22 protein-coding genes and 1 pseudogene are annotated in these 20,581 nt (G+C 40.0%); 10 read left to right on the top strand and 13 right to left on the bottom strand.

What is annotated here, in order from left to right; genetic code table 11:
- Nucleotides 1-27: 27 nt before the first annotated feature.
- The 3 genes from WA1_RS29510 to surE all read right to left on the bottom strand — a co-directional run bounded on the left by WA1_RS29510 (nucleotide 28) and on the right by surE (nucleotide 3,258).
- A complete protein-coding gene (locus tag WA1_RS29510) occupies nucleotides 28-1,044 on the bottom strand; it encodes a bifunctional riboflavin kinase/FAD synthetase (protein WP_017740729.1) in 1,017 nt (338 codons plus the stop codon).
- 242 nt (nucleotides 1,045-1,286) lie between these two features.
- Nucleotides 1,287-2,168 (bottom strand): MBL fold metallo-hydrolase, encoded by an 882-nt coding sequence (locus WA1_RS29505; RefSeq protein WP_017740730.1) that lies wholly within the window; start codon nucleotides 2,166-2,168, stop codon nucleotides 1,287-1,289.
- A gap of 292 nt (nucleotides 2,169-2,460) precedes the next feature.
- Nucleotides 2,461-3,258: a 5'/3'-nucleotidase SurE gene (gene surE / locus WA1_RS29500; protein ID WP_017740731.1), complete on the bottom strand. Its 798-nt coding sequence runs from the start codon at nucleotides 3,256-3,258 to the stop codon at nucleotides 2,461-2,463.
- Nucleotides 3,259-3,508: 250 nt separating this feature from the next.
- Here surE and pheS point away from each other — a divergent pair, with 250 nt between their 5' ends.
- Nucleotides 3,509-4,501, top strand: coding sequence for a phenylalanine--tRNA ligase subunit alpha (gene pheS / locus WA1_RS29495; protein ID WP_017740732.1), 993 nt, complete (start codon nucleotides 3,509-3,511; stop codon nucleotides 4,499-4,501).
- 195 nt (nucleotides 4,502-4,696) lie between these two features.
- Here pheS and WA1_RS29490 read toward each other — a convergent pair whose 3' ends face one another.
- From WA1_RS29490 to WA1_RS29455, 7 genes are all read right to left on the bottom strand, one after another.
- Nucleotides 4,697-6,133, bottom strand: a complete 1,437-nt coding sequence (locus tag WA1_RS29490; protein WP_017740733.1) for a RecQ family ATP-dependent DNA helicase — start codon at nucleotides 6,131-6,133, stop codon at nucleotides 4,697-4,699.
- 342 nt (nucleotides 6,134-6,475) lie between these two features.
- The gene (locus WA1_RS53430) at nucleotides 6,476-7,315 is read right to left on the bottom strand and encodes a TdeIII family type II restriction endonuclease (protein WP_017740734.1); all 840 of its coding nucleotides are present in this window, start codon (nucleotides 7,313-7,315) and stop codon (nucleotides 6,476-6,478) included.
- 11 nt (nucleotides 7,316-7,326) lie between these two features.
- Nucleotides 7,327-8,694 (bottom strand): DNA cytosine methyltransferase, encoded by a 1,368-nt coding sequence (locus WA1_RS29480; RefSeq protein WP_017740735.1) that lies wholly within the window; start codon nucleotides 8,692-8,694, stop codon nucleotides 7,327-7,329.
- Nucleotides 8,695-9,357: 663 nt separating this feature from the next.
- Nucleotides 9,358-9,636 (bottom strand): hypothetical protein, encoded by a 279-nt coding sequence (locus tag WA1_RS29470; protein ID WP_017740737.1) that lies wholly within the window; start codon nucleotides 9,634-9,636, stop codon nucleotides 9,358-9,360.
- Nucleotides 9,633-9,833: a hypothetical protein gene (locus WA1_RS29465; RefSeq protein ID WP_017740738.1), complete on the bottom strand. Its 201-nt coding sequence runs from the start codon at nucleotides 9,831-9,833 to the stop codon at nucleotides 9,633-9,635. Before WA1_RS29465 ends, WA1_RS29470 begins: the two co-directional genes overlap by 4 nt.
- Before the next feature lie 153 nt (nucleotides 9,834-9,986).
- On the bottom strand, nucleotides 9,987-10,673 hold the full coding sequence (locus tag WA1_RS29460) for a pyridoxamine 5'-phosphate oxidase family protein (protein ID WP_017740739.1): 687 nt from the start codon (nucleotides 10,671-10,673) through the stop codon (nucleotides 9,987-9,989).
- A 64-nt stretch (nucleotides 10,674-10,737) separates the two neighbouring features.
- Nucleotides 10,738-11,214, bottom strand: a complete 477-nt coding sequence (locus WA1_RS29455; RefSeq protein ID WP_017740740.1) for a GNAT family N-acetyltransferase — start codon at nucleotides 11,212-11,214, stop codon at nucleotides 10,738-10,740.
- 269 nt (nucleotides 11,215-11,483) lie between these two features.
- Between WA1_RS29455 and WA1_RS29450 the strand changes: the two genes are divergently transcribed.
- Together WA1_RS29450 and WA1_RS29445 are read left to right on the top strand one after the other, a co-directional pair.
- Nucleotides 11,484-11,813, top strand: coding sequence for a hypothetical protein (locus WA1_RS29450; protein WP_017740741.1), 330 nt, complete (start codon nucleotides 11,484-11,486; stop codon nucleotides 11,811-11,813).
- Nucleotides 11,806-12,327, top strand: a complete 522-nt coding sequence (locus WA1_RS29445; protein WP_017740742.1) for a type II toxin-antitoxin system YhaV family toxin — start codon at nucleotides 11,806-11,808, stop codon at nucleotides 12,325-12,327. Before WA1_RS29450 ends, WA1_RS29445 begins: the two co-directional genes overlap by 8 nt.
- A 497-nt stretch (nucleotides 12,328-12,824) precedes the next feature.
- Here WA1_RS29445 and WA1_RS60365 read toward each other — a convergent pair.
- Nucleotides 12,825-12,929: pseudogene (locus tag WA1_RS60365) on the bottom strand (IS630 family transposase); the annotation flags it as partial.
- A gap of 142 nt (nucleotides 12,930-13,071) precedes the next feature.
- Here WA1_RS60365 and WA1_RS29440 point away from each other — a divergent pair.
- The 7 genes from WA1_RS29440 to WA1_RS29410 all read left to right on the top strand — a co-directional run bounded on the left by WA1_RS29440 (nucleotide 13,072) and on the right by WA1_RS29410 (nucleotide 18,212).
- Nucleotides 13,072-14,547: an IS5 family transposase gene (locus WA1_RS29440; protein WP_026135401.1), complete on the top strand. Its 1,476-nt coding sequence runs from the start codon at nucleotides 13,072-13,074 to the stop codon at nucleotides 14,545-14,547.
- Between the two features lie 299 nt (nucleotides 14,548-14,846).
- Nucleotides 14,847-15,140, top strand: a complete 294-nt coding sequence (locus WA1_RS29435; protein WP_017750126.1) for a type II toxin-antitoxin system Phd/YefM family antitoxin — start codon at nucleotides 14,847-14,849, stop codon at nucleotides 15,138-15,140.
- Complete coding sequence (locus WA1_RS29430) at nucleotides 15,133-15,408, top strand: type II toxin-antitoxin system RelE family toxin (RefSeq protein ID WP_017750125.1); 276 nt, start codon at nucleotides 15,133-15,135, stop codon at nucleotides 15,406-15,408. Before WA1_RS29435 ends, WA1_RS29430 begins: the two co-directional genes overlap by 8 nt.
- A gap of 33 nt (nucleotides 15,409-15,441) precedes the next feature.
- The gene (gene pdxR / locus WA1_RS29425) at nucleotides 15,442-16,917 is read left to right on the top strand and encodes a MocR-like pyridoxine biosynthesis transcription factor PdxR (protein ID WP_026135388.1); all 1,476 of its coding nucleotides are present in this window, start codon (nucleotides 15,442-15,444) and stop codon (nucleotides 16,915-16,917) included.
- Between the two features lie 30 nt (nucleotides 16,918-16,947).
- The gene (locus WA1_RS29420; RefSeq protein WP_017750123.1) at nucleotides 16,948-17,208 is read left to right on the top strand and encodes a DUF4160 domain-containing protein; all 261 of its coding nucleotides are present in this window, start codon (nucleotides 16,948-16,950) and stop codon (nucleotides 17,206-17,208) included.
- 3 nt (nucleotides 17,209-17,211) lie between these two features.
- Nucleotides 17,212-17,505, top strand: a complete 294-nt coding sequence (locus WA1_RS29415) for a DUF2442 domain-containing protein (protein ID WP_017750122.1) — start codon at nucleotides 17,212-17,214, stop codon at nucleotides 17,503-17,505.
- Nucleotides 17,506-17,753: 248 nt separating this feature from the next.
- Complete coding sequence (locus WA1_RS29410; protein ID WP_033336829.1) at nucleotides 17,754-18,212, top strand: pepsin/retropepsin-like aspartic protease family protein; 459 nt, start codon at nucleotides 17,754-17,756, stop codon at nucleotides 18,210-18,212.
- A gap of 118 nt (nucleotides 18,213-18,330) precedes the next feature.
- On the opposite strand, the gene WA1_RS29405 is transcribed toward WA1_RS29410, so the two are convergent.
- Both WA1_RS29405 and WA1_RS29400 read right to left on the bottom strand, forming a co-directional pair.
- Nucleotides 18,331-19,929, bottom strand: a complete 1,599-nt coding sequence (locus WA1_RS29405) for a 2-isopropylmalate synthase (RefSeq protein WP_017750120.1) — start codon at nucleotides 19,927-19,929, stop codon at nucleotides 18,331-18,333.
- Nucleotides 19,930-20,012: 83 nt separating this feature from the next.
- A complete protein-coding gene (locus tag WA1_RS29400; protein WP_026135387.1) occupies nucleotides 20,013-20,534 on the bottom strand; it encodes a LabA-like NYN domain-containing protein in 522 nt (173 codons plus the stop codon).
- Nucleotides 20,535-20,581: the final 47 nt, after the last annotated feature.

The following is a 20,581-nucleotide window of genomic DNA, read 5'->3' as shown; positions in this document are numbered from 1 at the left end:
ACCAATAACCAATTACAGTATTCCCAACTAACCGCCCAAAAATGCTCTTGCAGCAATGCAGTCTTGTTGAATTTGTTGTTTTAGGGCTTCCACGGAAGAAAATTTTTCCTCAGGTCGCAAAAATTGTTCTAGCTGTACTGCTAGTTTTTTACCGTATAGATCGCCAGACCAATCAAATAAATGGACTTCTACGGATTGATACGTACCATTTACTGTTGGACGGTTACCTATATTCATCACGCCCAAGTAAGTATATTCTGGAGCGTTCAGTGTCTCACTGAGAGTGGAAACACGAACAGCGTAAACCCCAAAGCTTGGCAAAAATTTATCTTTTGGCAACTGTAGGTTAGCAGTGGGAAAACCAATTGTTCTACCAAGTTGTTGACCTTTGATGACATCACCTATCAGGGTATAAGGTCGTCCCAACAGTTTATTTGCTTGACGAATATCACCATTTTGCAGGACTTGACGGATAAGTGAAGTGCTAATGCGAGTCTGGTGAATGGAAGAGTCGCTAGCATCACTGTTGTCTGCTCTTTCAGGAGATGCACAAGTTTCTATGGGAACAATGGTGACGGGAATGTCAAATTTGGCGGCAAGGACTTGCAAATCCTTGGCAGTCCCACTACGATTGGAGCCAAAACAAAAATCTTGCCCGACGCTAATCCGTTTGGCTTGTAATTGTTGGATGAGAATTTTTTCTACGAACTGTTCGGGAGTTAACGCGGACAATTCCTTATCAAAGGGTAGCAGTACTAATTGTTCTACCCCAAGCGATCGCAACTGAAAAATTTTTTCATCCAACGGTGTCAACCAAGTACGGGCAAGACCCGTGAAAAATTCCTGAGGATGGGGATTAAAGGTGACAACCGTTGAGTAGGCGTGTGAGGATGCCGTGACATCAGGCAATATGGGTTGAATAACCCGTTGGTGACCGCGATGTACGCCGTCAAATTTGCCTAGTGCAACACACGTTGGTGTTAGAGCCAGTTCGGTCGAAGAAGTAACCCACACAGAAAACCCATTTTGAGACAGATTTAGCACGTCGATTCTGGGATTTTAGGAATGTTTCAGCTATCAGCGCTCTAACTATCAGATATCAGCTTAATTATAATTTTCGGCTGATGACTGATGGCTATCGGCAAACCGCTTGCAGTGAGCGGTTAACCGTTTTTTGCTGAAGGGCTGTTGGCAAAGCGTGCGCGGAAAGCGCATAAGCTTCTAATCACCAATCTAATCCAAAATCCACCTTTGCTCCCTTAGAGCACTTCTAAACAAAGAATTTCCTAACACCGAAAAGATTCTGATAATGTAATGGGTACGGGAACCTGAAGTGCCATGCCTTCACGTGCCATCACAGCCCCCGGATATTTCTCTGCTGCTTCTTGACCGACACGATCTAGAAATTCATCATCATGAGAGGGGTCGTGGTGATAGATGACCAAAGTTTTGACATTAGCAGCTTGGGCTACTTTCACAGCTTCCTGCCACGTAGAGTGACCCCAACCAATTTTAGGTCTGGTTAGAGAATGATATTCTTCATCAGTATAAGTAGAATCATAGATGAGGATATCAGCATCACGAGCCAATTTAAGAACATTTTCATCTATTCTGTCAGGAAAGTGTTCGGTATCAGTCACGTAAACAGCCGATCTTCCGCGCCAGTTCACCCTGTATCCTACAGCTTCACCAGGATGATTGAGCGGGGAAGTCTCCACAGTAATGTCATTAATATGTATTGCGTGTCCCGGTATCACATCACGAAATGATAAATTTGCTTGCATGATTTGCAACGGTACCGGAAAATTTGGATGCAGCATTTGGTCATTCAGACGCTGTTCTATGGTAGAACCATCGGGAGCGATCGCACCATAGATATGAAAGGTGTTTCCCATAATAAACCCAGGGCTAAAGAAGGGAAACCCCTGCATATGGTCCCAGTGGGAGTGGGTGAAGAAAATATGTGCTTCTATCGGCATTTTGGACAACAAAGATTGTCCTAAAACATGTAAACCCGTGCCTCCATCAAAAATTAAGCGTTTGCCGCCCACTTGCATCTCAACGCAAGGGGTATTACCGCCATAACGAACGGTATCAGGTCCCGGACAGGGGATACTGCCGCGAACGCCCCAAAAATACACGGAAAATAAATTCTCTATCCTAGACATGAGTTTTGCTTGCTGGACTGAGTGGGCGATCAATACAAAGAATTTTTACTTTAATCATTAAGTTTATGCTGTCTTAAGGCTTTTTCTAAAGAAGGGCTTCTTAGGAAGACAGCACACCCTGCTAACACATTGTTTTTGTTTTTAGGAATGAAAAACTTTTTAGCTGAATTTTCATATCTTCTAAGGTTTATCTTATGGTTTATCCTCAAAATCGACTCCTCACTTTATAACCTAAATTTTGCCCAGTTGCATTTCGCCAACTAGACGGAGTTATCCGTACATTTTATAAACTTTACGGAAACTTAAATTCCCACTGAGATAATTCATTGAGTCCCTTTGCATAAGTAAGATTGTATTGTAAAGGTGTTATACTGATGTAGTTTTCACGGATAACGCGCACATCAATAGGTATGTTCTGAGAAAGATTTAAACCAGTCGGTGGTTCAACGTCCTCTAGAACTTCACCAGTTAACCAATAATAAGTTTTCCCCCTCGGATCGACTCGCTTATCAAAAACATCGACATAACGCCGCACGCCTTGACGGGTAAGAGTCACTCCGGCAATTTCTTCCCATTTGACAGGGGGAATATTGACATTCAGTAACATCAACTCCGGTAGGGGGTTTTTCTCAATTTGCCCTACTAAAATTTTGGCAAAGTCAGCAGAGGGTTGAAAATCCTTACTATTGCGGCTAGCAAGACTGAAGGCGATACTGGGAATACCCTCAATTAATCCTTCCATTGCCGCAGATACAGTACCGGAGTAGAGAATTTCAGTCCCTAAATTGGCACCATGATTAATACCAGAAAGAACTAAGTCGGGAGGTGATTCTAACAAAGCCCACAGAGCCAACTTAACACAGTCAGAAGGAGTGCCATCGCAAGCCCAAGCCTTGACAGTTGGATGAAAGATAGATTCCAAAATTTCGGCACGGATCGGCTGGTGTAGGGTTAACCCATGTCCGGTAGCCGAACGTTCCCGATCCGGACAAACTACACTCACATCGTGACCTGCTTCTGCTAAGGTGTTGGCAAGAGTACGAATACCTAGAGATGAAATACCATCATCATTACTAATTAGTAATTTCATAGTTAGTGGTTAGTTGTTAGTAGTTAGTAGGGGCGCAAGGCGTTACGCCCGTACACTGGTCACTGGTCACTGGTCACTGGTCACTGATTAAGCAAGAATCTCATATAATAGTCTAGTCCTGGGTGCTGGAAAACAACAGTTTGGCTTTGACCGCTGTCTTTAGCTCGTGGATGCCATACTAACGTCATTCGTTCTTTGCAAATAACAAATGACCAATGACCAATGACCAATGACCAATGACAAATAACAAATGACTAACAATTTAGAAGCTCAACTCTTAGCACTGCAAGAGGAAGGAGAACAGGCGATCGCCGCCGCCAATACACTAGAACGCCTTGAGGAACTAAGAGTCAGCTACCTGGGTAAAAAAGGTCAGCTAGGGGCGCTGTTGCGAAGTATGGGTCAACTGAGTGCAGAAGAAAGACCAAAAATTGGGGCGATCGCAAACACTGTAAAAGATGCCCTACAAGCCAGTATAGACCAGCAACACGCAGCTTTAGAAAAAGCCCAAATCCAAGCACAGCTAGAAGCTGAAAATTTGGATGTGACAATGCCAGGAATCTACCGTCCTCAAGGTCGCGTCCATCCGCTCAATGGGATAATCGATAGAGCATTGGACATCTTTGTCGGTATGGGTTACACGGTAGCCAACGGTCCGGAGATGGAAACAGACTACTACAACTTTGAAGCGCTCAACACTCCACCCGATCACCCCGCCCGCGATATGCAGGACACATTCTATCTACCAGATGGAAATCTCCTGCGGACTCATACCTCGTCAGTACAAATTCGCTATATGGAAACCGAGGAACCACCCATTCGAGTCATCGCCCCCGGACGAGTTTACCGGAGAGACAATGTCGATGCGACTCACTCAGCAGTTTTCCATCAGATAGAACTTTTAGCAGTGGATGAAGGGTTAACTTTTACCGACCTCAAAGGGACTGTAAAAGTATTTTTACAAGAAATGTTTGGTGACGTGCAAATTCGCTTCCGCGCCAGCTATTTTCCCTTCACAGAACCCTCTGCAGAAGTTGATTTGCAATGGAATGGTCGCTGGTTGGAAGTTATGGGCTGCGGAATGGTCGATCCAAACGTACTCAAAGCTGTTGGCTACGATCCGGAAGTATACACTGGCTTTGCTGCGGGCTTTGGTGTAGAACGTTTTGCCATGGTACTCCACCAAATCGATGATATTCGCCGCGTCTACGCTAGCGACTTACGTTTCTTAAGGCAATTTTAATAATTTCATTTGTCCTTGGTCACTAGTCCTTAGCAAATGACCAATGACTAACGCTCTTTTATGACTCTAGATAGAGAATAATTGAGGCGACTGGAAGTCACAACTATACAAACAAAGTCCGCCTGCGCGGACTAACCTAAAAATAGGGTTTCAAATTTTATGAGCGCGAAAGTGATGGAAGAGCGCTAATGACTACTAACAATTATCACAATGTCCGCAACGCCAGTTTAATTCTTTATTAAAACCAAAAGCGTTCAATAAAAATCCCCAACGGCATTGCCTTGTTAGAAGATACTGATTCATCTGCTTGGTAGCACCTAATTGGGTGACGGGTGGAGTTTTTGTACCGGGAAAAATTTTATAATGAAATGGGTCAAGCCACTGGAGTTGACCACTACTGTGCAGTAAAGAAAGTGCGATCGCAGCTTCGGGAAATTGTTGTGTGACTGTCGCCACTTCACCAGTAGAAGGTAGTTTTTTCATGAGTTGCAGAGCGGAAGTTTGTAGCGATCGCAAATTATTTTCAAAAAACTTTTGCCTTTGTTTGTCTTCTGGATCTAACCATCCCGTAGGTTCGCTTATCAAAGTCAGCGCTTGGGCTGGTTTGCCATCTCTTCCAGCACGTCCAATTTCTTGAACGTACTCTGATAGCAGTAAAGGTGAGTGAAAGTGAATGACCCAACGCACATCAGACTTGTTGATTCCCATACCAAAAGCAGACGTACAAATAACAAACGATATTTTTCCACTCAGCCATTTTGCTTCTACAGCGCGGCGTTCTTCTGCTCCCAATCCTGCATGATAACTAGTGGTAGAGTAACCCATCTGTTGCAGCCATGCAGCTAAATCTTCACTATCTCGTCTTGTCCGAACATAAATTAACCCACTTTGTTGTGTTTTATCCTTCAAGAACTTTAAAATTTGTTGTTTTCTCCCTCTTGGCGTCCAAGCTATGCGAACACAGGGGTTAATATTGGGACGGTAAGGATTGATGCAAAAAACTGTTGGTTCGTGTAATTGTAAGACTTGTTGAATTGTTGCTTTGGCTGTGGGGTCAGCAGTCGCAGTGAAAGCAGCGATCGCGATCGTTGTTCCCACTGGTTTAGATTTAAGAAGTGCAGGTCTGACAGCTTCTAATCTTCGATAAGCAGGTCTAAAAGTGTCTCCCCACTGCACCAAACAATGTGCCTCATCTAAAATGAGAGCATTAATCATAAGTTCAGGTTTACACAATCTATCCCATACGGGTGGACTGAGTAAAGTTTCTGGTGACAGGTAAAGCAGTCTCAATTGTTGTTTTTCCAAAGCTTGCAAAGTCTTGCGTCGTTGAAACGTTGGTAACTCACCATGTAAAAGAGCAGCTGCTAAATTCCGTTCTTGTAATTCCTGTACTTGATTTTCCATCAACGCCACTAGAGGGGAAATTACCAGCGTAAGTCCAGTTTGTAATAATGCTGGTAACTGAAAACAAATAGATTTCCCCCCACCTGTAGGCATGATAATCAGTGCATCTTTTTTCGCCAACAAACTTTGAATAATTTCTCCCTGCGGTGGGCGGAAGTCCTCATAACCCCAAATTTTTTGAAATGCAGCGCGGACTTCGTTCCATGATGTTGTGACAGGGTGATTCATAAGTAGTATCGAGAGAAAGAGTAACCAAATACACTTTCTAATACTGAAGAACGGAGTCCGGAAGTTTATCAATTTTGGATTGTAGATTTTAGATTTTGGATTACTCCCTTCAGTGCTACAAGATTATTCATCTTCTTTTTCTCTTTCTTCTCTTCTCCTCACGGAGACGCTATGTGCAAAGCACACGCACTCGCGTTCGCGAACGTGTCCTTTGCGTCTTTGCAGTTCATTTAAATAGTAGTCTTTGGGCGTAAAAGAGTAAAAATTTTAACTACTTTTTTATGAGCGATCGCGAAATTTATAGGAAAAGTTTCACATCAAGAATGAGTACGAGTCTCACGTTTAAAATCCAAAAGCTAAAGCATCAAGCATATATTTACTTTTCTCACGTCCTACTTCCAAATATATTTCTAACAATTCTTCGTATGCAGTTGCTCCACCTATGATATTCCAAAACTCGTGTCCAATAACGACAATTTCTTCAAATGGCATATAATTTAAAGCATAAGACCACCTGTAGTCAGCTTTTGTAAAACCGTAAGGATTATATGGCATAGCATAATAAGCTTGTACGTCAGGGCGTTTTTCTCCACGTAGCAAGTGAAACCTCAAAAGACGTTGTATGACTTCTAAACATTGTCCTTTATTAGGCTTTGGAGCCTTAATCTCAAAAAAATATTCTCTCCCATCCTTTGCAAGAGTATAAAGGTCTGTCCGAACACACTTGGTTTCTAAATCGTCAGAACGCCGAGCATTAAGTACTGCTGTTACCATCTGCTTAAAAGACGGCTTAGATTGATGGCTATTTGCTGCAGATTCGTAATTTTCCTTCTGGCGTTCAGCTTCAGCAAAAGCTGCAACACTAACTTCAGATCTAATATCGTACCCTCGACGAACATCTTGATGATGCTCAATAGCAATTAAACGAGCACATTCTTCAATAGAACTTCCTAATCTAGTACTCAACCCTCGTTCAAATTGGTTAATACGAATTAATTCTGGTGGAACAAGAGATGCTTGAAAAGGTTTCAATTCTCCATTCAAGGACAATCGCGATAAATACTCTGCTCCATTGTCTGGCTTGACAATTTCTCGCCCTTTATACTCATCTATAAGACCTTTGATAAAGCCTTCTAAATATCCTTTGATTATCTCACGAGTTTTAGTGCTTATAGCATTCATAGTAAAAATTATCAAATAACTTTCAGTAAAGCTGTTATTAAATTATAAACAACAGGAATTGAAACTGCATTGCCAAATTGATGCTTCGCAGTCACCTCATTCTTAGCCAATTCAAACCATTCTGGAAAACCTTGTAATCTAGCGTAATCTTGTGCAGTGAAAGGCTTATATTTTTTTCCCCTATAAATTTTTTGCAGAAACAACTGTTTATATATTTCTGGTTCTTGACATTCTATAGATATTGTTGCTACATAATCTCTAGTTCCAGTCGCTGTTAAAGTAGAAACAGCATCAGCATGAGGCAAGAAAATTTTACAAATATTGTTAATTCCTGAAGAAATTTTAGAATTCACAAATTCATAACCTTTACCTTCAACTAACCGAAGAATTTTTTTATGTACTAATAGTTCTAATTCTTCTACTCTCAAATGAGGAATCAGCGTTTCTAAAACTTCAAAACTTAAAGGATTCCCATCCTTATGCCCGTAAATTTTCTTTCTTCTATTTCTCAGAATAACTTGACAAATAAATTTTTCTCTATCCGTTGTTTCTATCAAATCCCAAGAGTGAATAGTAGTATGCCCATCTCTAATATCGGCAAATACAAAAAAATCATTTAATTCATCTATTTTTTGAAATCTGCCTCTAGAAGCTGGGATCTTTCCATCAAATAAGATTTCTGGAAGAAATTTTTTCTTTATAAAACTACTACGTTGAATATCTGGAATAACATCATACAGTTTGGGTTGCTTATGTGTAGGTTGAGGGAACGAAAATCCCCAACAGTTATCTAAATCATTTCTTATACCAACTAGAAAAATTCTATCTCTATCTTGAGGTAGACCAAAATCATAAGAATTGAGGACTTCATACTTAACAACGTAACCAGCTTCTGTCAGATTATCAATTATATATTTCAAACTGGGTCTATTTCTAGGTTCTGTCAAACCTTTAACATTCTCAAATATAAATGCTTTAGGTTGATTGGATTTAACGACTCTAAAAACATCAACCCATAGCTTACCTCTTGGATCGTCCAAACCTTGTAGTTTACCAGCAATAGACCAAGGTTGACATGGCACGCCTCCAACCAAGACATCTATTTCAAACGGAAGCTTACCTAGCTGAGTAATATCTCCTAAATTCACTTCATCTAAATTAGAAGATTTTATAAAATTTTTTTGATAAACCTTAATTGCTTCTTTATCAATTTCTGAATAACCCAAGCACTTTCCTCCTAATTCCTCCAGAGGAATTCTAAATCCACCTATTCCTGCAAATAAATCTACAAATGTAAATTTAAATTGAGTTACGATAATAGTATTATGGTTCAATAACTGAAACAGTTCTAGTTGTTGAGCATAAACACCTGTTTTCATCTGTTGACTTTTTACTTCAAATAAGTGTGTGCAGGGGGCGTCCTTGGCTACCTAGCTTGTAGGACGGGCAAGGATGCCCATCCTACAAGAAGTAGCTCGATCAAATATGATAGCAAGTTTTATTTATTTAGACCACAAAGAATGCTTTCTTAGTCTTTTGTCTCCCGAAGTTTACTTATTTAAATGAACCACAACGACGCAAAGAACACGTTCGCGAAGGGTCTCCGTCAGGAAAAGAGAAGAAAAAGGAAAAGAAAATCGTAATCTTGTAGTGGGAAGGGAGTAATTTGCGCCTTTGCGTCTTTGCATGAGAGAAAAAAGATGTGATTCATTATTAACTATTGTACAACAATTGTCTCTTCACATTTGTAGTTATCTCGTGTATTTTTGCACATAATTTGGTAAAGACACTTCAGTATCCAAACGTGAGTCTGGAACTGCATCTCCTGTGACTAGTTTTAAAGGCAAAACACTAGCCCAAACGGGTAAAGTATAATCCACCTCATCATCTTTTGGTAGAACAATCCTTGCCTATAGCAGAAGCTTCTGTTATAGACAAGGACTGCATCCTCAACCTCCGCCACAAAAGCTTTATAAGATAAATCTCGACGGGCTGGTTCTACAAACTCAAGGGTAATATTCAACCAATCGGCCGCGATGGCATCATCCTTTTTGGCTTTTAATTTCTGCAATTTTTTCTCTAAGCATTTTTTCTGTTTCTGACAACGCAGTTAGTTTTTTAAGGGTTTCTTCCTTTTGTTGTAAGATTTTATCTAAATACTTTTGAAAACAACTACCATCTATCACCGATTGAATTCTAGCATTATATTCTTCGTCTGACATTATTTTCCCAGCCATCGCAGAGCTTTCAAGTTCATGCAATTGCTCAACCCAAGCATTAATTTCTTCTTGTGTAGAACTGTTGTTAGCTGAATAAGTCATGATGAATTTTCCTTATATATTTGATATCTTGACAAAAATAATCTGGCTTCTTCACGAGTTAGAACCATTTCACGCTCGTAATCAGGATTTTCTTGAAAACCTATACTTAAATAAAAGCTCTTGGCTCTATCAATAGCTAATACCTTAATTACACCTACAATGTCAGTATCTATTACCTCCTGAACTATTTCTGACATTAACCATATTCCTGCTCTCATATTCTATCTATAATTATCTTGACCGAGATATGTCAATTGCGTATCAGTTATGTGATACGCAATTTCTATCAATTATTGAAGCTTCTACTCAGGCGTTATGTGACCGATTTAAGAAACAGTGCGTTTACATCTCTAGCTATCTCGTAATTTTTGCACATAATTTGGTAAAGACACTTCAGTATCCAAACGTGAGTCTGGAACTGCATCTCCTGTGACTAGTTTTAAAGGCAAAACACCAGCCCAAACGGGTAAAGTATAATCCACCTCATCATCTTTTGGTGGTCCTGTTCGCACCTTGGCAGAAGCTTCTGTTATGGGCAAGGAAAGCACTAAAGTTCCCTCTAATTCCTGATGATTGGGTTGTCGTACCTCTGCCCATCGTTTCGGTACAATATGCTCGGTAAAAGCTTTTAATGCTTCTAACTTCTGTTGTGTATCTTGTACGAGAGTCGCCGTACCAAATATGACGACAGAACGGTAATTCATAGAGTGGTGAAATGCAGATCGTGCTAGAACTAACCCATCTAGTAAAGTCACTGTAACACAAACTTCGATACCATGAATTAAAGAACGAAGCATGCGACTTGCAGGAGAACCATGGATATACAGTTCGTCTCCAACTCGACCGTAAGCAGTTGGAATAACATAGGGCTGGTTATCTACAACAAACCCTACGTGGCAAACTAACCCTTCATCTAAAATTTCATAGATTACTTGAGATTCGTAATGTCCGCGTTGAGGTACCCGCTTAATTTGATTGCGTTTTGTCACAGTCAACTGTTTACCCGGCTTATCGTTTTGGTTGTTTAATGTCGTCATAAATGTGTGTTCCAATTGCAAGAAAACGAAGTAGAGTGGACATTCCCCCACCTTTCTAAAGAATTTACAAGTCTAATTGCATGGCATTACTGCTGGAAAAACCAAGACTCTCATAAACTGGTTTTCCTAATGGAGAGGCGTTGAGACGTACCTGCGTACAACTAATCTCTTTCAAATAGGTTACCGCTTTACTTGTCAGTCGCTTGGCAATTCCTTGTCTGCGATATGAAGGTTCAACATAAATGCCCCAAATATATCCGTATTTGCGGTGTTGTTGCTTGATAATATTTGGGTGGAGACCGCTATAGAGTTGACAACTGGCAGAACCAACAACTGCACCTTCAACTTCTGCCACAAAAGCTTTATAAGATAAATCCCGACGGGCTTGTTCTACAAACTCAAGGGTAAGACTCATCCAATCGGGAGCGATTTCATCATCCGGAACCCCCAGATCCAACCACATTTTATAAAAATGGTCGGCAATGAGAAAGTCTTGTGATGCAGTCGCTTCCTTGATAATGATTTGTTGTTCAATCAGCATAAAGAAGTATGAAGGATGAAATTAAAAGTTTTCATCCTTTATCCTTCATACTTTTTCCAAGTGGTTTTTAACAAGAGCCACTTTTGTCGTTTTATATAAGTCCACTACAGAATTTCTCCCACCAATGCGGCGAAGCGCAATTATAAATTACCCTATTACTGGGCACCATACGTGTTACTTGGAAATTGGACATAGGAAGATGTTGATCAAGAGATTGCCAGCGCATGAACTGCTAATATGTAAGTACATCCTGTATATACACTTCTACAATGAGCAACTCTTACAGTATTCGCAGTACAAAAATTGGTAATAGTGCGGGATTTCGTCTACCCGCCGAGTTTTACCGCGAACATCCCCAGTTCGCTAATGCAAATGGTTGGATAGAGGTATTGTCGCCTGATACTGCAATTGTACGGATTGTTCCTCAATCTGATGATGATGCAGAAGACTCACTATTAATGAGGCTGTTTCTTGATTTTGCACTAACAGAAGCGCTCAAAAATAATACGTTGCAACCTTATACTACGGAAATGTCTGAGGCTGCTCATAAACTGATTGAGGGTGTGGAATTAGAGGATGATTTGCTAGAAGATGCCTAAGTTGGTCAGTCACGGTTGGGAGATTTATTTTCACCCACAACTATTTGGTACTCAATATCAAGAGTTGTTTGACCGTGTTTCTAATCTGCGAGAAAAACTTCCAGAGAAAGAGTTTAAACGCCATGCAACCTTGAAGCTATTTGCGGCAATTACTACTGCAATTGAAACTAAGATTCCGTCAGACCCTAAGGCATCTCATTTTGCCTTAACGGGGGTATTAAAACGATATGGACGAGTGAAAAAGATGGGTTTGCCTGAAAGATACCGCTTGTTTTTTCGGGCGTTTGATACTCCACAATTAAAAACCATCGTCATTTTGTGGTTGGGGTTTCCTCGTAAAGAGGGTGCCAAAAATGACTGTTACGAGGTTTTTACTAAGATGGTGGCGAGAGGAACATTCCCAGACAATTTGGATGAACTGCTAGCAAATTCTGAGGCTGTCGGAGGTGCTGATTTTCATTTTATCGAACTGTCAAACCTAGAGAGTGAAGTAACGCCAGATGAGCGAGAATAAGTTTAAGTTTGCGGGGGATTAAGGGGGGTAAATCTGACTTGTGTGTACATCGTAGCTCACAAGATGGGGTATACTCTAAACGGTTAAAACCTGGACTTTTTTAAAGGTCTGAAATTTGAAAGTTAATAAGCTATGTAGCTTTGACTGCTTATCAGTATTTGCAGTCGCAATGCAGTTAGAGATTGCTACCTTAAAATCTGTAAAGTTAGCATAATACTTGGAGTATAAACATTCATTTATAATAAATTTCCAGAACTGCTCAATCAAATTTAACTGTGAGGAATAGTCAGTTAACGCTCGTAAGGAGAAAGAAGGAAGACCGTGCGTTGTATCCCCATCAATAAATTGAGGGGATTTTCAGAGTGAAAAACCTTTATGAATCCATCAATAAATTGAGGGGCTTTTGACCCATTTGTCAGAAGAAAGAGAGTTAGACTTTGAGATATAAACGAAAATCCCAACCTTCTTCCCTCTTTCCTCTTCCTTCTTCCTTATTTTGGTAAATAACATAGTTGTATGCCCAATTTTTTGGCATAATTTTGAACCAATTGACACTTTTGATATCTAGCGTTATCTAAGACAATAATAATTGGTATATTTAGGGCTTGCTGAAAAAGAAAAAAAGGAGACAGTCTCTAAATTCTCAGACTATAGAAGTATATTCAGGTGCAAGAGAGGAGGGTAGAATAGCCAAAAATGCTTGCATCACTGCGAGCGGCAGCATCAAGTATGCTGTTAGTAACCATGTACCGAAAACAGGGACAAACTTCAATCCCAACTGAAAACTTTGAACTCCCGTTCGAGGGCAAGTTATCAGAAGATAATCGTTGGGTAATGATGGCTGCTTTCATTCCTTGGACAGAATTTGAAGAAGAATATTCTTCATTTTTCTCAGTAGAGATGGGAGCACCTGCCAAATCTTTTCGGATGGCATTAGGGGCATTAATAATCAAAGAAAAGTTGGGGATAAGCGATAGAGAAACAGTAGAGCAAATTAAAGAAAATCCTTATCTACAGTACTTTATAGGAATGTCATATTATAGTAATGAAGCTCCATTTGATGCATCAATGTTGGTACATTTTCGGGAAAGAATTAGTGTGGAGCTTGTTAACAAAGTGAATCAAGAAATGGTGAAGAAGATGCTAGAAGCAACATCTTCTAAACTATCTGAAAAAAAAACAGAATCACCAGAAGAAGAAGGTGAGACACCCAAAAATCGGGGAAAATTAATAATAGATGCAACTTGTGCTCCGGGTGATATCAGCTATCCGACAGATTTAGAGCTACTCAATCAAGCAAGAAAACAGACAGAGAAAATTATAGACTTACTTTACGAACAGACTTTGGGTCAATTAGAGAAAAAACCAAGAACCTATAGAGAGAGGGCTAGAAAGGATTATCTAGCAGTCGCTAAAAAACGTCGCGTTTCCCAAAAAGACAGGAGAAAAGCAATTAGAAAACAACTTCAATATATCAAAAGAAACTTATCTCATATTGAACAGCTAATTATTTCAGGAGCCTCTCTGGAAGATTTAAGTCACAGACAATATAAGATGTTGCTTGTAGTTGCAGAAGTCTACCGTCAACAACTCTGGTTGTATGAAAATAAAAAACAGAGTATTGACGACCGCATTGTCAGTTTAACCCAACCACATATCCGTCCAATTGTCCGAGGGAAAGCTGGTAAATCGGTAGAATTTGGGGCAAAATTGTCTGCTAGTTGCTTTGAAGGATATATATTTTTAGACCATATAAGTTGGGATAATTTTAATGAATCAGGAGACTTAAAAGCTCAAGTAGAAGCCTTTAAAAATTACACAGGGTACTATCCAGAATCTGTTCATGTTGATAAAATTTATCGCACAAGAGAGAACCGAGCTTGGTGTAAAGAAAGAGGTATTATAATGAGCGGACCTCCTTTAGGAAGACCCCCAGCTAATGTTAGTAAAGAAAAAAAGAAACAAGATTTAGAATCTGAGAGAATTCGTAATTGTATTGAGGGAAAATTTGGACAGGGGAAAAGAAGATTTAGCCTCAATCGCGTGATGACGAAACTTGCTCATACTTCTGAAACTGCAATTGCTATTACTTTTTTAGTGATGAATCTTTCTACTCAGCTCTCGCGGCTATTTTATGCTTTTTTATGTCTATTTTTTAAAACTACACCTTTTTCCCCATTTACTATTATTGAAAATAATCAGTCCTTAAATCATAGATAGCATCTGCTTATATTAGACCCTTGTTGAGTAACTAATCAATTCTTATCTTGCTGTTTTCTGACTTTTTCAGCAAGCCCTATTTAGTCCCAGGTTAGCTAATTTAAATTAGTGGGTTGACTAAATTCAGTAAACTAAAAAGTTTTTCTTAAAGGCGATCGCTAATAAATTCTTACGTATAGTCCAGGGCTTTAAGTTACAAATTTCAGAAGATTATGAAAGTGTCGGTTGGCTACGTAAAGATTTAAAACTGCTATACTAAAACTAGAATTATATAGCTAACGCTACAGCAAAACGGTAACATGACAAAACTGGAAGCAAATCAAGCAAAAGAAAGATTTTCAGAACTCCTTGCTCTTGTGGAAAAAGGACAAGAGCGTATTGTCATTGAGTCAGAAGGAGAAATTATCGCAGCTGTTATCAGCTATGCTGACTTAAAGCGTTTAGAAACTTTGGAAAATGCAAGAGATATTGCTGATTTTCAAAGTGCTGTAGCTGAGAGTAATGGGGAGTCTTACTCAGTGGAAGAAGTTATTACTCATTATAACGAACTTCATGGTACCAATTTTACAGTAGACAATATTCAGAATGACTGAATCTCAGCAACGCGCTTTACGTATTAAAAAATCTGCTCGGAAAAACTTAGTCGATTTGCAGCCAAAGTTTTTTAAGCAGGTGATGACTAAAATTTTGCAGCTATTAGAAGACGCGCAGCCTCAAGATTGTAAATCACTTAAGGGTTATTCAGGCGTGTATCGAGTTGACCAAGGTGAGTATCGCATTCTTTATACAATTTCAGAGGATGCTATCGAAGTTTTTCGCGTTGGTAAGCGTAATGATGATGAGGTATATGAAAATCTATAATTAACAATGGCTCAAACAAGAACTCTTGGCGCTATGGATTTTGCCATTACAATCAACAGCAATTCCCCAGTACCCCTCCACCAACAGCTTTACGAGGAACTGCGCCAAGCCATTCTAAATGGACGATTGTTACCGGGTGGACGCATTCCTTCTACCCGTCAACTTGCTAAATCTCTGGGCATTTCCCGCACGACTGTCACTCAAACCTACGATCAACTTTTAAGTGAGGGATATCTAGAGACTGTTGTGGGTTCCGGTACTTTCGTTTGCTCTCAACTCCCTGACGATTTGCTGCGTTCCGCACCAGTTCAATCTACCAGAACAACAACCCGTCCGCCAGTTCAACTCTCTAAATATGGAGTAAGTTTGGCTCAGACGGAGAATGTACCAAGAGTTCCCGAACCAGAATTGTTGATTAACTTCCGTTACGGGCGTCCTGCTTTTGACCAATTTCCCATAGAACTGTGGCGCAAGCAGCTTTCTCGCTACTGTTGCTCTAACTTAGAATGGCTGGATTATTCAACAGATATTCTGGGATACAAGCCTTTGCGAGAAGCGATCGCACGATACCTCTCCCGTTCCCGTGCTGTCAACTGCGATCCAGACCAAGTGCTAGTTGTGAACGGGACACAGCAAGCACTTGATTTAATTATGCGTTTGTTCATTGAGCCTGGGAAAATTATTGCCTTGGAAGACCCCGGTTATTTGAGTGCAAGGCTCATTTTTGAAACACAAGGCGCAAAACTTCTACCCATTACTGTAGATGAGTCTGGTTTGGTGGTTGAAGACTTGGCAAACCATGCAAAAGAACAAGTTCGGCTTGTGTATGTCACACCCTCTCACCAATTTCCCACAGGAGCAATACTTTCCCTACCAAGACGTTTAGAATTACTCACTTGGTCTGGTGCAACTGGGGCATTTATTATAGAAGATGATTATGACAGTGAATATCGTTATGGTGATCGCCCCATTCCTGCGTTACAAGGGTTGGATAAAAGTGATTCAGTTCTCTACATCGGTACGTTCTCAAAAGTACTGTTTCCTTCCCTAAGAATTGGCTATTTAGTGTTACCAAAAAGTTTAGTTTCTGTTTTTGCTCGGGCAAAATGGTTAAGCGATCGCCATTTACAATTACTAGAACAGCAAGTGCTTGCAGACTTTATTGAGGAAGGACATTTAGAACGACACATTAGAAAAATGCGAGCCGTTTACGACAAGCGCCGTCAAGTTTTAGTAAAAGCGTTTAACATGAATTTTGCTGAGAAAGCAACGATATTAGGAGAAAAAGCAGGCATCCATTTGATGGTACGGTTACAGACACCTTTTAGTGATGAAGAGATTATGCAACGTGCAGAGCGAGCAGGTGTAGGAATCATGTCTGCTGCACCTCATTATCTGAGAGCATATTCAAAAGGTGAGTTTATTTTTGGCTATGGTGAACTGACAGAGCAGCAGTTGGTGGAGGGTATTGACAGACTAGCTCAAAGTTTGAACAATAATTCTTATTAAAAGTCTCATGATTACACAGTAGCAAAGCCAATGCCTGAAATTAGCCGATTTTTTGGAATTATTATTACCATGTACTATAACGACCATCCTCCGCCACACTTCCATGTTCGCTATAATCAACAAAAAGCTATAGTTAGTATTGAAACATTGGAAATTTTAGAAGGTGAGCTAACCTCTAGGCTCTTTAAACTGGTATTAGAATGGGCTACTTTACATGAATCTGAATTAATGGCAGATTGGGAACTTGCAAGGGATAACCAACCTCTCAACAAAATTTTACCACTGGAGTAAATTATGTTAAAAGATATAGTCGCAGTTCAACCACTAGAAAATCATCAACTATATATTCGATTTGAAGATGGTGTCGAAGGAACCGTAGATATCAGTAAAATTGTTAAATTTACGGGTGTTTTTGCTCCCTTACAAAATCAAGAATACTTCGCTCAAGTTGAGGTAAATCATGAGGTAGGAACTATTCAATGGCAATCAGGAGCAGATTTAGACCCAGATGTGCTATACGCTATTGTATCTAAAGAACCTATTCCCAATTATCAGTTAAATTTGCAATCTGTTGCTGAGAGAGCGTAGTAAATATTAAGAAGAGTAACTAAATGTGACCGACCTCTCTTCTATTGCTACAGTCGCTAAAAATTATGCTGCCTCATTTGTCACACTTACAATGGTATTAGTTACTATTCTGACTTACCATCAAGACATGATGAGCAATTATTTATAAATTCTTAGTAAGAATACAGCGTTTTCTAGTCTGCTATGGTATGAATTTATCCGCGTCCATCAGCGTTCATCTGCGGTTAGTTCTTTTTAAGAGGTGAACTATGCTAAAAATACATACTCTTAACATGGGAATCATTACGACTACAATTACTGTTACAAATCTAGTGGATGAAATTTTAGCAGAGCGAGGTTTTATTTCTCAAGAAGAAATTCGTTCTGTAACTCTTGAGAATGTTTTAGTAGATACCGGAGCAACACGTCTGTGTCTGCCATCAGATATTATTACTCAGTTAGGTTTGCCTTTGGCGGGAGAAATTGATGTTAAAACTCCCACAGGTATATGTAAAACCAAGCTTTTCAAACGCGTAAGTCTGACAGTGGAAGGTCGAAAAGGCGAATTCACCTGTACAGAATTGCCAGGAGCAGAAGATCCACTTCTTGGTTTAATTCCACTGGAAGAATTGGGGTTGCAACCTGATGTTATTAATCAACGGCTGATTGTGCTTCCCGAACAAGGTCGGGATACATATCATACAATTTTATCAGCCTTCACGCTCTAATCTTTTGGAGAGAAGGGAGTAGTCCGCGTAGGCGGACTTCGTTTGTATAGCTGCGAATTCTATTCGCCAGGTATTTTAACAAAATTGGGATACTCCCCAACCCCCGTTTCCCCAATCGCTAATTATTCGCAACTTCTTGCTGTTGTTGTTTAATTTGCAAAGCTGCGAATAAACGATTCAGTGCATTTACGTAAGCTTGTGCTGATGCTACAATAATATCAGTGTTGGCTGCATGACCTGAGAAAACTCGGTCTTCATATTTAAGACGGATGGTCACTTCCCCAAGTGCATCAATACCTGCTGTCACTGATTGTACGGAGAACTCAATCAACTGGTTCGGTACGTTGACGACACGGTTAATAGCTTTATAAACTGCATCCACAGGTCCCGTACCAATGGCTGCATCCATTAATTCTTCTCCTTCTGGGGTGCGTATGGTCACTGTTGCTGTAGGACGGGCATTACTACCACAAGAAACTTGTACAAGTTCTAAACGGAATAAATCGGGCGCTTGTTGAATTTCATCATTAACAATAGCTTCTAAATCCCAATCCGTAATTTCTTTCTTTTTGTCCGCAATCTCTTTAAAGCGAACAAATGCCTTGTTTAATTCAGTTTCTGTGAGTTCGTAGCCCAATTCTCTCAAGCGGGTGCGGAAAGCGTTTCTGCCTGAATGTTTGCCTAAGACAATTTGATTTTGTGTTAATCCAATCAATTGAGCATCCATAATTTCGTAGGTGAGCTTGTTTTTTAGCACACCATCTTGGTGAATTCCGGATTCGTGGGCAAAAGCGTTTGCTCCCACTATTGCCTTATTGGGCTGAACTAGCAGTCCGGTCAAATTGGACACTAAGCGTGACGTTTTGTAAATTTGCCTTGTGTCAATATTTGTTAACGGTTCTTCTGATTCAACTAGCCGTCCTAAGAAGGAGTTAAAGTATTGCCTCCGGACGTGCAATGCCATGACTAACTCTTCTAGCGCTGCATTTCCCGCACGTTCACCAATACCGTTGATTGTGCATTCTAACTGTCTTGCACCATTTTTCACCGATTCTAAAAAGTTGGCAACTGCCAAGCCCAAATCATTATGCCCGTGAACGGAAATAATGGCTTGATCTATATTGGGAACATTATCTTTTATTCCCTTGATTAGGGAGCCAAATTCGCTAGGGGTTGTGTAACCCACGGTGTCGGGAATATTGACTGTGGTTGCTCCTGCTGCGATCGCTCGTTCTAACACTTGATAAAGAAATTCCGCTTCGGAGCGTCCTGCATCTTCTGGAGAAAATTCTATATCATCTGTGAAGCTCTTAGCATAAGCAACCATTTCTTCAGCAATTGCCAAGACTTCTGCTTTGTTTTTTTTCAGTTTGTACTTGAGATGAATATCACTTGTGGCAATAAAGGTGTGAATTCTACCTTTTACAGCAGGTTTAATTGCCTCTGCTGCTGCCTTGATATCATCATGCCGCGCTCTTGCCAAACTGCAAATCACAGGACCATCTTCCGTTCCCACTGTTTGAGCAATCTTGCTCACTGCTTCAAAATCTCCAGGGCTGGCAAAAGCAAACCCCGCTTCAATAATGTCTACACCCAAACGAGCGAGTTGTTTGGCTATAGCTAGTTTTTCATCTATGTTCAGAGTCGCACCCGGACACTGCTCCCCATCCCGGAGTGTAGTGTCAAAAATGATTATTCGTTCTGGTTTGTTCTTCATTTGCAACTTATTGTTAAGTTTTTCCTTGTGGCTTAAAATACCGTCTTTCTTACTTTTTCTGCTACTAACTATGTTAATAAATACTAAGAATCTACTTTTTCTATTAGGTCTCGAATATCATTCAAATCTATATATCTGTCAGTAGCATTACGTAATTCTCTCGCTATCATTCCTTCTGTGGATACCACTGTAATATGAGTGTTTTTAGAACGTAGTAGCTCAATAGCTCTTTCAAAATCTCCATCTCCACTAAATAATACTACTCTGTCATACTGATCTACTGTATTAAACATATCGACTACAATTTCTATATCTAAATTCGCTTTTTGCGAGTAGCGACCTGAGGAATCATCATAATATTCTTTTAAAATCTTAGTTCTGACTGTATAACCCAAACTAATTAAAGCATCTCTGAATCCTCGCTGATCCTGCGGATCTTTTAAGCCCGTGTACCAGAATGCATTAATTAACGTTGTCTCTGACTGTTCGTTTTTGAAATATTCCAATACCCGCCTCGGGTCAAAAAACCACCCATTTTTTTGCTGAGCATAGAACATATTGTTTCCGTCTACAAATATAGACAGACGATTCATCGGGGAACCCATAGCAAAGTGACACCTAATAATATAAAAGAATTTAGATTGAACAATAG

Source organism: Scytonema hofmannii PCC 7110 (assembly GCF_000346485.2).
Classification (GTDB): domain Bacteria; phylum Cyanobacteriota; class Cyanobacteriia; order Cyanobacteriales; family Nostocaceae; genus Scytonema; species Scytonema hofmannii.
Note: the sequence above shows the minus strand (reverse complement) of the source record. Positions and strands in the feature narration are given on the sequence as shown.

What these genes read in the sequence shown, in the direction of transcription:
- WA1_RS53430 (WP_017740734.1), bottom strand. Translation starts at nt 7,315, where the DNA reads ATGAATGCTATAAGCACTAAAACTCGTGAGATAATCAAAGGATATTTA.
- WA1_RS29430 (WP_017750125.1), top strand. Translation starts at nt 15,133, where the DNA reads ATGACTGAATCTCAGCAACGCGCTTTACGTATTAAAAAATCTGCTCGG.
- WA1_RS29445 (WP_017740742.1), top strand. Translation starts at nt 11,806, where the DNA reads ATGCCTAAGTTGGTCAGTCACGGTTGGGAGATTTATTTTCACCCACAA.
- WA1_RS29460 (WP_017740739.1), bottom strand. Translation starts at nt 10,673, where the DNA reads ATGACGACATTAAACAACCAAAACGATAAGCCGGGTAAACAGTTGACT.
- WA1_RS29415 (WP_017750122.1), top strand. Translation starts at nt 17,212, where the DNA reads ATGTTAAAAGATATAGTCGCAGTTCAACCACTAGAAAATCATCAACTA.
- WA1_RS29465 (WP_017740738.1), bottom strand. Translation starts at nt 9,833, where the DNA reads ATGTCAGAAATAGTTCAGGAGGTAATAGATACTGACATTGTAGGTGTA.
- WA1_RS29470 (WP_017740737.1), bottom strand. Translation starts at nt 9,636, where the DNA reads ATGACTTATTCAGCTAACAACAGTTCTACACAAGAAGAAATTAATGCT.
- pheS (WP_017740732.1), top strand. Translation starts at nt 3,509, where the DNA reads ATGACTAACAATTTAGAAGCTCAACTCTTAGCACTGCAAGAGGAAGGA.
- pdxR (WP_026135388.1), top strand. Translation starts at nt 15,442, where the DNA reads ATGGATTTTGCCATTACAATCAACAGCAATTCCCCAGTACCCCTCCAC.
- WA1_RS29480 (WP_017740735.1), bottom strand. Translation starts at nt 8,694, where the DNA reads ATGAAAACAGGTGTTTATGCTCAACAACTAGAACTGTTTCAGTTATTG.
- surE (WP_017740731.1), bottom strand. Translation starts at nt 3,258, where the DNA reads ATGAAATTACTAATTAGTAATGATGATGGTATTTCATCTCTAGGTATT.
- WA1_RS29410 (WP_033336829.1), top strand. Translation starts at nt 17,754, where the DNA reads ATGCTAAAAATACATACTCTTAACATGGGAATCATTACGACTACAATT.
- WA1_RS29450 (WP_017740741.1), top strand. Translation starts at nt 11,484, where the DNA reads ATGAGCAACTCTTACAGTATTCGCAGTACAAAAATTGGTAATAGTGCG.
- WA1_RS29400 (WP_026135387.1), bottom strand. Translation starts at nt 20,534, where the DNA reads ATGGGTTCCCCGATGAATCGTCTGTCTATATTTGTAGACGGAAACAAT.
- WA1_RS29435 (WP_017750126.1), top strand. Translation starts at nt 14,847, where the DNA reads ATGACAAAACTGGAAGCAAATCAAGCAAAAGAAAGATTTTCAGAACTC.
- WA1_RS29440 (WP_026135401.1), top strand. Translation starts at nt 13,072, where the DNA reads ATGTACCGAAAACAGGGACAAACTTCAATCCCAACTGAAAACTTTGAA.
- WA1_RS29405 (WP_017750120.1), bottom strand. Translation starts at nt 19,929, where the DNA reads ATGAAGAACAAACCAGAACGAATAATCATTTTTGACACTACACTCCGG.
- WA1_RS29490 (WP_017740733.1), bottom strand. Translation starts at nt 6,133, where the DNA reads ATGAATCACCCTGTCACAACATCATGGAACGAAGTCCGCGCTGCATTT.
- WA1_RS29455 (WP_017740740.1), bottom strand. Translation starts at nt 11,214, where the DNA reads ATGCTGATTGAACAACAAATCATTATCAAGGAAGCGACTGCATCACAA.
- WA1_RS29505 (WP_017740730.1), bottom strand. Translation starts at nt 2,168, where the DNA reads ATGTCTAGGATAGAGAATTTATTTTCCGTGTATTTTTGGGGCGTTCGC.
- WA1_RS29420 (WP_017750123.1), top strand. Translation starts at nt 16,948, where the DNA reads ATGCCTGAAATTAGCCGATTTTTTGGAATTATTATTACCATGTACTAT.